Source organism: Rhodocytophaga rosea, assembly GCF_010119975.1.
Lineage (GTDB): Bacteria > Bacteroidota > Bacteroidia > Cytophagales > 172606-1 > Rhodocytophaga > Rhodocytophaga rosea.
The window spans coordinates 2,331,736-2,343,934 of sequence record NZ_CP048222.1; the positions used below are offsets into that span (position 1 = coordinate 2,331,736).

The window sequence follows — 12,199 nt, forward strand, 5'->3', positions numbered from 1 at the left end:
AAAGTGCATATGAGATCATTTATAAAAGTACAAGGAGAGAAACTTGAAGCGAAACATTCTGCCTTTCATTATAAATGAATCAGTTCCAAGAAAGGGGTAGTTAAAATAACTTCTCCTTCAGAATAACTACTAAATTTTGGCGCCTCCAATGAAGTTAATTTTTCTTTCTACCATCTGTCCGAAAAAATCGGACTTACAACTCTCACTTGTTCCCATATTTAACATAACCTTGATTTGCATACAATGTTCAGGGCTTTGCATACAGCTGCTTGTGTGATTTTAGCGACCTTTGAAATATTAAAATTAGCGTTATGGAAATAAAGAAAAGAACATTAGGCAACCAAGGCTTGGTTATACCCACCATTGGATTAGGCTGTATGGGTATGACCGGTTTTGAAGAGGCGCACATGTATGGTGAAGCAGATGAGCAAGAAGCCATTGCTACCATCCACCGATCACTTGAATTAGGTGGCAATTTTTTAGATACGGCAGACTTGTATGGTCCCTTAAAAAATGAGCAGCTTATTGCTAGGGCTATCCATGGAAATCGCAATGCCTACATTATTGCTACCAAATTTGGTTGGGAAATAGATGATAACAACAAAGTAACCTGGGCTATTAATGGCAAAAAAGCGTATGTAAAAAAAGCGTTGGAGCGTTCTCTGAAAAATCTTCACACGGATTATATTGACTTATACTACTTGCACCGTCTTGATAAAAACACCCCCATCGAAGAAACAGTGGAAGCCATGAGTGAGCTGGTCAAAGAAGGAAAAGTGGGTTATCTGGGTTTATCAGAAGTATCTTCACAGACTGTAAAAAGAGCCCATGAAGTCCACCCGATTACTGCCTTACAAAGTGAATATTCACTATTTGAGCGTAGTGTGGAAGAACGTGGCGTGTTGCAAACGTTACATGAACTTGGGATAGGTTTTGTCGCTTACTCTCCGTTAGGGCGTGGATTTTTATCCGGGCAGATCCGCAGCATAGATGATTTAGCTGAGAAAGATTTCCGCCGGGCAATCCCCCGGTTTGGGCACGCCCACTTTTACAAAAACATTGAATTAGTGAAAGCCATTGAAGCATTGGCCAAAGAAAAAAATGTTACCTCCTCGCAACTGGCACTGGCTTGGATCATCAGCAAAGGCATTCTCCCTATTCCGGGTACTAAGCGCAGAAAATATCTGGAACAAAACATCGAGGCTACCCAGATTCATTTGAGCGCAGAAGACCTCTCAAAGCTGGAAAGTATAGTACCGCTGGGCACAGATACTGGCAAGCCCTACGATGAATTTAGTATGGGACTGCTAGATTAACTATTTCTCAACGACTGCTTGATGTGTATCAGTCAGTCGTTTATTACCCTTTATAACATATGCATTCATTTTATGAATTCCATTAAATCTATTTCAGCCTTTCACCGCCTATTATCCTTACCCGAGCCCCGTCATCCGATGGTGAGCGTGATTAATCTGGCTCAAAGCAAATTTCTTGAAGATGAAGTATGGAAAGGGTTTGTCAACCTTTTTTATTGTATTGCCCTCAAAAGAGAAGCTAAAGGCAAAATAAAGTATGGCCAGCAACACTACGATTATGATAAGGGCGTATTAAGTTTTACCGCACCCAAGCAGGTACAATCTTTGGATGTAGCCAACATGGAATGTGGTTCTGGCTATCTGCTTATATTTCATCCAGATTTTTTGCTCAACCATTCGCTGGCAAGTTCCATTCACAGGTATGGTTTTTTTTCCTACTCGGTCAATGAGGCACTGCACCTGTCTGCCGAAGAGGAAAATGATTTGATTACTATTCTCAACAAGATCTACAAGGAATGTCTCCACATTGATAAACATACGCAAGAGATCATCTTATCACAAATCGAATTACTGCTCAACTATTCCAATCGTTTTTACGAGCGGCAGTTCATTACCCGCAAAAACAACAATCAAGGGCTACTTGCCAAATTTGAACAACTAGTAGACGAGTATTTTGATACGGATACTGTAGCCCGGCAAGGGTTGCTGACGGTACACTATATAGCCCAACGCATGAACCTGTCACCTAACTACCTGAGCGACCTGTTACGTGTGCATACTGGCCAAAACACGCAGCAACATATTCATGAAAAACTGATTGAGAAAGCCAAAGAAAAGCTCTCTACGACTAGCTTATCGGTGAGCGAGATTGCGTATGGACTGGGCTTTGAACACACCCAGTCATTCAGTACTCTTTTTAAAAAGAAAACGAACCTGTCGCCTTTGGAATTTCGACAGGCATTTAACTGATAGGTCCAGGTTACCGCTGTAAGCAGTAAACTCACTTTTTCACTCTTTTACAATATTGGTCTTTTCCAGTTATAGGTTGGCTAAGAATTCCTCTGACTAACATCATATTTGAGAGTTGCTCGAAAGAGGTGAAATTCGTAACTGTTTATGGGTTATAAATAGTAATGGGCAAAAGGGGGTAAGTGAAGTATCAATTCAATTATTTTACACAAAGCTGTTTATTTGTATCCATCCGAGCCAGAAAATATAGTTGAGCGGACGGATACATTATTTCTGGCCCCCTTTGAAATCGGTAATGGTAGTTCCATCATAGCGATACAGGCCATCAAGTGCGCCAAACCAAATACTTCCATCCCTAGCTTCTAAAATCCGAAAAAGGTTTAGGGATTGTGTGATTTGAGTTATAGTTGGCTTTTTATCAGACAAGGAGGCAGTATCATAACAGGAAAGCAGGAAACCTTGGCCATTATCACTTCCTCCACTCGTCCAAATGTTTCCTTTTCTATCTTCATAGACATAATTAACAGAATTCTCTGTGAAATGGGTAAATGTACGGCTATCATAGCGCCAAAGGCCTTCGTTGCCCCCCAGCCATATATTTCCTTTTTTATCTTCCATGATCGACCAAACGTTGGTAAAGGCTTGACCGTCTTTAGGTTCAAAAACGGTAAATGTTTTACCATCATACACGTAGGTAGAGCCGCTTGTGCCCAACCATACTTCACCCTTTTTCTCTTCCATAATAGAATTAACTATACTACTGGAAAACCTTCTTTACTTATAAAATTTCGAAACGTTTTTCCATCATAACGGCTTGCTCCAAGTCTGGTGCCGATCCAAATCATGCCGACTCTGTCTTCATAAAGACACATCACCTCATTATCGATAAGCCCCTGCGCAGTTGTAAAATTTCTTATGGATTTCCCATCGTAATAATAAAGGCCCGAGCCAAAATTAGCAAACCAAAAATTTCCTTGTCTATCTTCTAACAGAGAAAAGAAGCGCGCCGGAAACAGGTTGCCTGTGATATTGGTAAACGATTTTCCATCGTAGCGAATAACACCTTCATTTGAAGCAAGCCATATGTTGCCCTGTTTATCTTGATGGATGGTACGAACCGATGTGGTTGGCCCCTGCAAGGTGATTACGCCTTTGGTTTGGGACTGGATGGTATCTTTTGGTAGGTTAGTTTTGCCTTGTCCCTGGCAGGAATTGTAAAAAATAAACGGCAATAAGAAGGTGTTTGGAAATAAGTTAAGGTATTTTTGATAAAATGATATTGATAAAAGCTAATTCTATAAAACAGACAGCAGAAGCAGGAGTTCTTTCATAATCTTTAGCTAATCTTCGATAATGATTCAGCCAGGCATGGAGCCGATGCACACTCGTAGCAGGTCCAGATCTTTCCACTTGCCACCTTCCCTTTTGAGGAATAAATCCTTGCTTGGAAGGAGGCTTTTGTGAGATGTCTACTTTCCACCCATAATAATAAGCATAAGAGACAAACTCACCTTTATAAGCTGCATCGGCACAGATCAAACTTAGCCGTCTACAGCTTTTGAGTTGTGGTAATAATTCAAAGCCTGCTACGGCATCAGACTCATTAGCAGCTCCTACATAAACAGCCCAGGGAAGTCCTAAGTTATCAACCGCCAAATGCCGTTTCCTACCATCTATTTTCTTATTACCATCTACACCTACCTGCTCAGAAAAGCAACCACACTGTTTAACACTTTGGCTATCAATAGTCACTCTGGAAGGCTCTGCTTGTCGTCCCTGTCTTTCTCGTTCCTTTTTCACTAACATCGCCCGCACTTGTTGCCAGACTCCGTTGTGTTGCCACTTATAAAAATAATAAGCTACCGTTTGCCATACAGGATAATGGGTCTGAGACAAATTCCGCCACTGACTTCCGGTTCTGGTCAGCCACAGGCAGGCATCCACTACACGCTTTAAACAAACTTTTCTCTTTCGTCCATCATCTACTATGTTTTTAATAACTTGCCATTGACTATCAGTCAGATTTTCATGTAATTCATACATGGAGTAACTTTTTGTTTCGCAAACTCAAGTTACCGGCTGATAGTCTTTTTCCAAAATCCTAAAAAACCTCTCTTCTATTTCCAAACACCTTCTAACAAAGCATATACATGTGCATATTTCATAATTTATTTACTCAGCAACCACCTTTGAGAGGGGCACGTTTATAAATTATTTTACTATCTCGTTCTACATAGTCGCCCGATACGATGGGATATGAATACTTGGGTGCGTGCGATACACTATGACTTCTTATCATTATTTTGTCGTTCACTTTCAGGCTATGCAATGGCCCAAATTCATTAGACTTTTCCAACCCAAAACTAAGAATATAATCCTCCCCATTAATACTGACCATCACTGCGAAACCTAATCGTGAGCCTACCGGAAGAGAAAGAGAGGTTACAACAGCCTTCATATTGGTAAAAGCACTGATATGCTTCCTTATTTTAGCTTCACTCCCATAAACTTTTTTACCTTCGGGAGAAGCTTCCCATTTTTTGTACAGTATACCATCCGGGGTAGCCTCCCATTTTTTCAATGCCGCTTTCCTTTGGGCAGCAGAGAGGGGCTTTGAGGTTAATTTTTTAGAAGTTTCATTTTTAATTTCACGATTAGCAAATACTAGTCCGCTTACCACAACCAGCGGTAAGATCAGCGCATAAATAATTTTTTTCATATTTTTTGTAGGTTGAATTACTAACATAGTTTTATATACTTTACGTTTTTGTCCTTCTTTGTCTTCATAGCATCTGTTCTTAAACTTTCCTTCTACATATAAATGACTTCCTTTGCGTAAGCACTTTTGAGCCAATTAAGCCAAGCCACTATCGAATGCCAATCTGTTTGGGTAGGTAGTTCATCATTTTTTCTTTTTTAGTACCGAAGCATTTCAACAAATCTACAAGTCTTTGTGCTGGGCTTTAGTTAAGGACTTGTAAAAGAATGTTAATAGGATGTAAAAGTTGTATGGGACAAGTTAGAAAGGCGTATTTTAGACCTGAAGCGGTTTAGACTTTTATTGATTTTATCGAGCAAGAGGAGGATAAAAGGTATCCATCACATGGCTACCAATTTTTCCCATCATAAACTATTGTTTTAATAGTTACAAGTAAAATCTATTAATAAGTCAGTAGGAAGCAGATCATTAGGCACAAAAAGTTATTAAATGTACGCAATTAATAGAGCAATAAGCTATTATTTATTAATAATCTTCATTGTTTCCTGTAGAATAAAGACAAGAAATAATGATCAAGTAACAACTTTTCTATAACTGTCAGGCTCCCAGTTTTACTGACAGAAACCAAGCAGAAAAACTTATTCTGATTAAGCTTCGCTGCCTTGCTTTTGAGTTTCAGCAATGAGGAAGTTTATTTACCTCCCTATTGAAGTAACTTTATTTACTTTAGACTTTTTTTACACCAATAGTAGTTACATAGGCTCTGGCCAGTTAATTAGTCGATAATACCGATAAATCTGCTCACTCTAAAACCAGCCAAGAGTTACCCCACTAATCTTACTATAATTGTCTTTATTATATCAATCTATCTTTGCCTTGTATGAAGCTACACGCAAATTCATCAATAGCTTCTGCTCCTTCTTTAATTAATAATCAAGCCCTCTTAGCGCTTCTTGATTGCCTATAAATAAAGAATAAAGATTAATTTTTATCAGATAAAGTCTTTATCTATAAAAAATTTGGGGAGAGGTGTAATGTTCTTTGGATTTAGCCACTAACTAAGTAAAGAACATAATCATGAATACATTACTCTTTCTTTTTGTGCTAATACAAGCTCATCATATCACAGGAACATGAAACAGCATTCTTTCAGTGAGGGAATAAATGAAGAGGGATTTATCACCAGGCAAGTTTGGCAACCTAAAAGGCCCAGGGTGAGGTACTTTTTAACCTACCATCCGGTAACTTCATTGAAAAGAAAAGATGTACGGGTAGGGCCTGAAATTGATGGCCATCAGAAGCAGAGGAAAAAACTAGGTAAGAGGCAAAGTATTTCCAGACATGAATCATTTATTTCAAACCTGAAAAAAGGGATAAATAGACAAATACGCATCTATTAAGCAAACCATTGACCTGGTCGTGCTTGAGGGAGCTTCCGGTTGGATGTTAAAATAAACAAAGTGAGTAGCAATTTTTACCAGACATCGATTTTACCTTTTGCCTCCATCATTATCAAGATCTGTAGGGCATATACCCATTCCCAAGAGGATTTTGAGGACTACTACCAGGAGGTATGTCTGCAAATATGGAGAAGCAAAGATAACTTCCGGGAGCAATGCACATGGTCTACCTTTGTGTATCGAATCTCTCTCAATGTGTGCCTGACACTGCTCAAAAAAAAGAAAAGGAATGGGCGAACCTATTTCACTTCGGATGTTTTACCGGATATGCTACTCACTGAAAACAAGGCATTTGAAGATGAGCCTTTGAACCAATTGTATACAGCCATCAGGCATTTATCAGAAGTGGACCGGGCATTGATCCTGTTGTATCTGGAAGAAAAACCCTATCAGGAAATTGCCGATATCCTTAGTACTAATGTCAATAATGTAGCTGTCAGAGTGAACAGAATTAAAGAACGTTTAAAAAAAATACTCGATGAAAAATTCAATTGAAGACATTTGGAAAGAAGGCTTTCTGAATGAAAAGAGCTTGGTGGCTCCCCAAATAAATGACTTGTACAACCTGAAGTCAATACACCTGGTTGATAAAATGAAAAGGATGTTCAGGATCAACTTAATGGCTATTGTCAGCATGGCCATTGTTTTTCCCATTATATATTATTTTCTGGATGCCCTTTGGCAAGGAGTTGCCGTATCTATACTGCTCCTTTTTACGGCATGGTACAGCAAACGCCAAAAGCGAAGTTTCAACACACTCGATCATGGGGCAACCAGCCTTGATTATCTTAAGTCGCTTGATGGATGGCTGAATGAGGTTGTGTTGAAAAGTGAGAAAATAGCCCGTTTTTCCTATCCACTCTATTTTCTGATTGCCTTAACTACCATATGGTCTGCATGGAATAAAGGGGAAATAACCTCGAAAATGTATCAACAATACCCCGGCATATTATTTATTGGGAGTGTTCCCTTATTTGCACTGATCATCGTGGGAATAGCCACCCTACTGATGTTGTATTTTTCAGATAAAATCTACAAATGGGATGTACGTTTGATGTATGGGCGCATATTCGGCAAACTGGAAGAAACCATTGCTGAGATGGAAAAGTTGAAAACATCTCAGCAGATGCAAATAAAATCAACTTCAGCAGGGGGAAATTTTGAAATTAAGAGCAATCATGGGGAAACACTTGTAGAAGTACTGTATGCCAATTGGTTGTCAAGAAAAGCCCAAACATGGCTTAATTCTATTCCCATTCAAATCAAACCTAAAAACTTTTGGCAAAGCAAGTTCGAGATTCTAAAAAATGGAATCTCCAAAGGGCATATGGCAATCGATTGGAAGGGAGATGTTATGATCAGGTTAAAAACCGTCAATAACAGTGAAAATCGCTACTTACTGAAAGCGACTGGCTCCTTGAAAACAGGATTTGAATTACTCGACGAAAAGGAAAGAAAAATTCTTTCACTCAAACAAGGGATCAATTGGAAAAAACTGGGCTATAATTATGCGATCGAACTTGCTGACAATCAAAAAGTAGATCAAGAAATAGTAGAACTATTAATCTACTCAGGATTTGGCGCCAACCTGTATATAACGATGATGATGGGTGGATAAAATTCTGGTCTTTCCCTGCTATAGTTTGACAATAAAATTAGAAGCAGTAAAGGTGAATAATAAACTACAGTGTGATTCCTTAATACTATTTTTCTACTATAAACAAATTTAGTTAGAGAAAGGGATAGTTAAAAAAATACCCCTTTCAGGTAACTACGGACCTGGGGATCAAAAAATTAGTGTATAACTTAATGTCGACTTTTTCAAGGAAACCAAAGTCGCAAATCTACTGTAAATTGTCGCATACGCCTCCGTTAATTGCCCCTTTTTACTACCATCTTTGTACAAGCAAAGTAGATTCAAGCAAGAATCAACAAGCGGTGGAGCAGTTACCACCTAATAAACGGGCAAACCCAAAAGCCAAACAAGGAGGAAACAACTAATAATTTATTGTATGTCAGACAACAAAGTATCCTTGCACAGAGTCATTAAGGCCTCCCCTGACAAGGTATATCGTGCCTTTACCCAAGCCCCGGCCATTGCTTCATGGCTGCCGCCCTATGGTTTTCTCTGTACGGTACACGAGATGAATGTAGAGGGAGGTGGCAGTTATAAAATGTCGTTTCACAATTTTACAACCGGCAACAGCCACTCCTTTGGTGGAAAATATGTAGAGATCAAGCCTAATGAATTTTTGAAGTACACTGATCAATTTGACGATCCCAAACTGCCGGGAATAATGACTACTTCTATATGGCTACAAAAAACATCTGTAGGTACAGAATTAAAAGTACTGCAGGAAGGAATACCGGCTGCCATACCTGCCGAAATGTGTTATCTGGGCTGGCAAGAATCGCTTGAAAAGTTGATTAAACTAGTTGAGCCACACATACCGGATGCTTAAGACAAAAATTGATGCTTAAAGGGTGGATGTCTAAAGCATCAAAATAGATGCGCCAATTAAGAGTCATTTCTTATTGAATAACACATAAATCCTCCTGTTTTCAAGACAGTTTAGAGAGTAACGTGGATGCTTTGATTGCTTAAAGCTTCTGGCAACAAAAACGGGTATTTAATTTTAACTGTCACTTTTGTCAAATTTGTAAGTTGGCACAAGAGAGCAACTACGTTTCGATCGTTTTTTGCCAACCTGTTGCCGGAGGAAATATAATAATGATTAAGAGATTATAATTCATAATCACAAGATACCATAGAAATAATTTACAAACACCAATATTAAACCAGTAAGAAGTAAAGTAAATAAAACATCTCTTAACAATAGATTGCTATTTTGTTTAATTGCTTTTAAGCTATGATCTTGTTTTATTACTGTAGTGCCTGCAAAATAATCTCCTATTCTTTTCGCTTGAGGGTTGATTAATAGAATTAAAGCTTCAATAGGGTAAATTAGTAAAGTTACATTTCGAATTAAGCATTTTAACGATGAAGCTGGTCGTCCTTTATAGATAGTTACAAAATTAAATAGCCTTTTTCCTATACTAATTCCTTTGGTACAATCCTTATTTAGAAATAGGCCGAAGAAAAGTAATTGAGTCATATCTCTCCATAATCTATAATTCGAGTTATCAAAATACAAGATTAATGGTATTGTCAATATACTTATAAAAGCTAAGTCAATTGTAGCCGCTATTAGCCTTTTGATTTTATTATTCATGGTATTTAATTTCTTATATTAAAAACTACTCTGATAGGGTGCTTTTGCACCTACATAAATTTGTTGGAGTTAACACTTGGCTTCACCTTAAAAAGTGGAAGATACAAAGAGAGCGGTTTTGAAGCCTGTTCTTGAGTTTTAAATAACGGGAGGAATCAGTTACTCAAACCTCTCCTTATGAGTAACTAACGTACAGGTTCTATTATTCTTTGAATCAACTCTATCTTCAGGGGAGCTCACAGTTACTTTCCCAAATTTCTATATTATATTTTGTCCAAGTAGATATATTATGGATTACAGTTTATCAAAACAAGCACGTGGGAAACTGAAACAGTGGCAAAAAAATACTATCGTGGCGGGGCCTCGTCATAGTGTTGGTATTAAATCCGACGGAACGGCTTTGGCGGTGGGTGATAATAAATATGGTCAATGTACGCTAAGGGGTTGGCATGATATGGTGGCAGTCGCTGCCGGTAATGTTCATATGGCCACCAACACGGGTAATGCTCATAGTGTCGGCCTTAAGTCTGACGGCACAGTAGTAGCTGTAGGCTGGAATAAAGATGATCAATGTAATGTAGGTGAGTGGCAAGATATTGTATCTGTTGCTGCCGGATGGCGTCGTAGCATTGGCCTCAAGAGAGATGGGTCAGTAGTAGCTGTAGGCCGAAATAAGGAAGGAGCCTGTAATGTATCAGGCTGGCATGATATGGTAGCAGTCATGGCTGGTGACTGGCATACAGTTGGACTGAAATCGGACGGCACGGTGAGGGCAGTAGGGAATAATAGGTATCACCAATGCAAGGTAGAGCAATGGCAGGGCATAATAGCAGTGGCAGCGGGTTATCTGCATACGGTCGGGCTGAAATGGGATGGCATAGTGGTAGCGGTGGGTCAAAATAAATATGGTCAGTGCCATGTGAGCAACTGGCACGATATTGTAGCCATAGCAGTGGGAAGTACTCATAGTCTCGGTCTTAAAGCGGATGGTACTGTAGTAGCTGTAGGCTGGAATGAGTATGGGCAATGCAAAGTAAGTGAGTGGCAAGATATTGTAGCCCTTACAGCCGGGTGCACTCATAGCCTTGGCCTTAGAGCGGATGGCACCGTGATAGGATTAGGTAATAATCAATATGGCCAGTGCGATATAAGTGGCTGGCACGACATTAAACTGCCTGGCCATTAGTACTTTATGTAAGTCAGATCTTTATAAAGTTTCCCGAAAGAGGAGGTTATTTTAACTACGCAAAAGTACGTACTCAATTAGACCGGCTCCATTATTTTAACATTATATTGTATAATTTAAGGCTTATTTCTTTCTTATATAGTTATATACTCATTCACAATAGAATAGTTAAAAGGAAATGACTTTATTTGTACAGGGAGCACCAAACTCTAGCCTATGAAACTATCCATGCTATTTATACAGTTTGTCATTTTACTCTATGGAGGTACTCCTTTTACAACACTAAAGTCTACACAACATATCGGGCTTACACAGAACAAGCTTACAATCAACTATGACCCCAATATAGGTCAGATTAGCGTTATCAGGGAAAATGATAAGCGGACACTTTTGACCCAGATTGCTCAGCAAAATATCCGTCCCTATATTCACCCCATTACAGCTCCTGACGGCAAAGGTGTTCTGACCCAATTCAGCCCAGGGCACCATAAACACCAGACAGGCTTATACTGGGGACTAAAACAAGTAAATGGCCGGGATTATTTTATGAACTGGAAAGAGGATTACTGGCAAAAGGTTTCTGCTACTGTAGTTCAGGAAAAAGGTACTCAGGTCAAATGGCAAACTGTATATCACCTGCTTGATGAAAACAAACAACCTATTCTTAGCGAAACACAAACCTGGTCCATGCAGGAACAAAATAGACAATATGTATTGGATATGGAATGGAAAGGAGAAGCTAAAAAAGATATCATGATTGGTAAATTCTATGTAGGTGGCTTGTTTCTGCGAATGCCCTGGCATGAAGGAATGAATGGGGAGGTTATCACCGCAGCCGGGCAGCGCAACCAGCAGGCAGAGGGTCAACGTGCCATATGGGCAGATATTGGCATACAAGTAGAAGGTCGTAGCGATCTGGCTCATATAGCTATTTTCGATCATCCGGATAATGCAGTATTTCCTACTCCATGGCGGGTAGATAATGAATTAGGAATAGGTCCTTCCAGACAGATTTTGGGCGACTGGAAAATTGATAAAGATCAGATGGCTACTTTCCGATACCGCCTTATTGTTTATACCGGTGAACTAAACGGGGAAGCATTAACCCATCAGTGGAAAGCTTATATCTGTGAAGAAGGGTAAATGCTTCCATTTTAAAAGTATATAGAAAGCTGAATCGTAGAACTACATTGAAAAATTTTAAGGACATTTTGTGAATTAAGAAGAATTTTGATTTTTTAGGCTACTTACAATAGATGTCCTGATTTTCTTTGATTCACAGAAAAAGAAAGTTTTAGAAGACAGGATATCATTTT

13 protein-coding genes are annotated in these 12,199 nt (G+C 39.0%); 8 read left to right on the forward strand and 5 right to left on the reverse strand.

What is annotated here, in order from left to right; all coding sequences use genetic code 11:
- Positions 1 to 311: 311 nt before the first annotated feature.
- Together GXP67_RS09745 and GXP67_RS09750 are read left to right on the forward strand one after the other, a co-directional pair.
- Entirely contained in the window at positions 312 to 1,316 is a 1,005-nt protein-coding gene (locus GXP67_RS09745; RefSeq protein WP_162442967.1) for an aldo/keto reductase, read from the forward strand.
- Positions 1,317 to 1,388: 72 nt separating this feature from the next.
- Positions 1,389 to 2,285 (forward strand): helix-turn-helix domain-containing protein, encoded by an 897-nt coding sequence (locus GXP67_RS09750; protein ID WP_162442968.1) that lies wholly within the window; start codon positions 1,389 to 1,391, stop codon positions 2,283 to 2,285.
- Between the two features lie 267 nt (positions 2,286 to 2,552).
- Here GXP67_RS09750 and GXP67_RS37325 read toward each other — a convergent pair whose 3' ends face one another.
- The 4 genes from GXP67_RS37325 to GXP67_RS09765 all read right to left on the reverse strand — a co-directional run bounded on the left by GXP67_RS37325 (position 2,553) and on the right by GXP67_RS09765 (position 5,004).
- On the reverse strand, positions 2,553 to 3,026 hold the full coding sequence (locus GXP67_RS37325) for a two-component regulator propeller domain-containing protein (RefSeq protein WP_232065083.1): 474 nt from the start codon (positions 3,024 to 3,026) through the stop codon (positions 2,553 to 2,555).
- Positions 3,027 to 3,037: 11 nt separating this feature from the next.
- Positions 3,038 to 3,517: a two-component regulator propeller domain-containing protein gene (locus GXP67_RS37330; protein ID WP_232065085.1), complete on the reverse strand. Its 480-nt coding sequence runs from the start codon at positions 3,515 to 3,517 to the stop codon at positions 3,038 to 3,040.
- A 22-nt stretch (positions 3,518 to 3,539) separates the two neighbouring features.
- Positions 3,540 to 4,328 (reverse strand): IS5 family transposase, encoded by a 789-nt coding sequence (locus GXP67_RS09760; RefSeq protein ID WP_162442250.1) that lies wholly within the window; start codon positions 4,326 to 4,328, stop codon positions 3,540 to 3,542.
- 133 nt (positions 4,329 to 4,461) lie between these two features.
- Positions 4,462 to 5,004, reverse strand: coding sequence for a hypothetical protein (locus GXP67_RS09765; RefSeq protein ID WP_232065087.1), 543 nt, complete (start codon positions 5,002 to 5,004; stop codon positions 4,462 to 4,464).
- A 1,133-nt stretch (positions 5,005 to 6,137) separates the two neighbouring features.
- Between GXP67_RS09765 and GXP67_RS09770 the strand changes: the two genes are divergently transcribed.
- From GXP67_RS09770 to GXP67_RS09785, 4 genes are all read left to right on the forward strand, one after another.
- Complete coding sequence (locus GXP67_RS09770) at positions 6,138 to 6,404, forward strand: hypothetical protein (protein WP_162442970.1); 267 nt, start codon at positions 6,138 to 6,140, stop codon at positions 6,402 to 6,404.
- Positions 6,405 to 6,464: 60 nt separating this feature from the next.
- Positions 6,465 to 6,959, forward strand: coding sequence for an RNA polymerase sigma factor (locus tag GXP67_RS09775; RefSeq protein WP_162442971.1), 495 nt, complete (start codon positions 6,465 to 6,467; stop codon positions 6,957 to 6,959).
- On the forward strand, positions 6,943 to 8,082 hold the full coding sequence (locus GXP67_RS09780) for a hypothetical protein (protein ID WP_162442972.1): 1,140 nt from the start codon (positions 6,943 to 6,945) through the stop codon (positions 8,080 to 8,082). Before GXP67_RS09775 ends, GXP67_RS09780 begins: the two co-directional genes overlap by 17 nt.
- A 394-nt stretch (positions 8,083 to 8,476) precedes the next feature.
- Complete coding sequence (locus tag GXP67_RS09785; RefSeq protein ID WP_162442973.1) at positions 8,477 to 8,926, forward strand: SRPBCC family protein; 450 nt, start codon at positions 8,477 to 8,479, stop codon at positions 8,924 to 8,926.
- A 294-nt stretch (positions 8,927 to 9,220) separates the two neighbouring features.
- On the opposite strand, the gene GXP67_RS09790 is transcribed toward GXP67_RS09785, so the two are convergent.
- Positions 9,221 to 9,697 (reverse strand): RDD family protein, encoded by a 477-nt coding sequence (locus tag GXP67_RS09790; protein WP_162442974.1) that lies wholly within the window; start codon positions 9,695 to 9,697, stop codon positions 9,221 to 9,223.
- A 289-nt stretch (positions 9,698 to 9,986) separates the two neighbouring features.
- On the opposite strand from GXP67_RS09790, the gene GXP67_RS09795 reads away from it, so the two are divergent.
- Positions 9,987 to 10,883, forward strand: coding sequence for an RCC1 domain-containing protein (locus GXP67_RS09795; protein ID WP_162442975.1), 897 nt, complete (start codon positions 9,987 to 9,989; stop codon positions 10,881 to 10,883).
- Between the two features lie 216 nt (positions 10,884 to 11,099).
- Positions 11,100 to 12,026 carry a DUF6807 family protein gene (locus GXP67_RS09800; RefSeq protein WP_232065089.1) on the forward strand — a complete coding sequence of 309 codons (927 nt, stop codon included), beginning with the start codon at positions 11,100 to 11,102 and terminating at the stop codon, positions 12,024 to 12,026.
- Positions 12,027 to 12,199 lie beyond the last annotated feature (173 nt).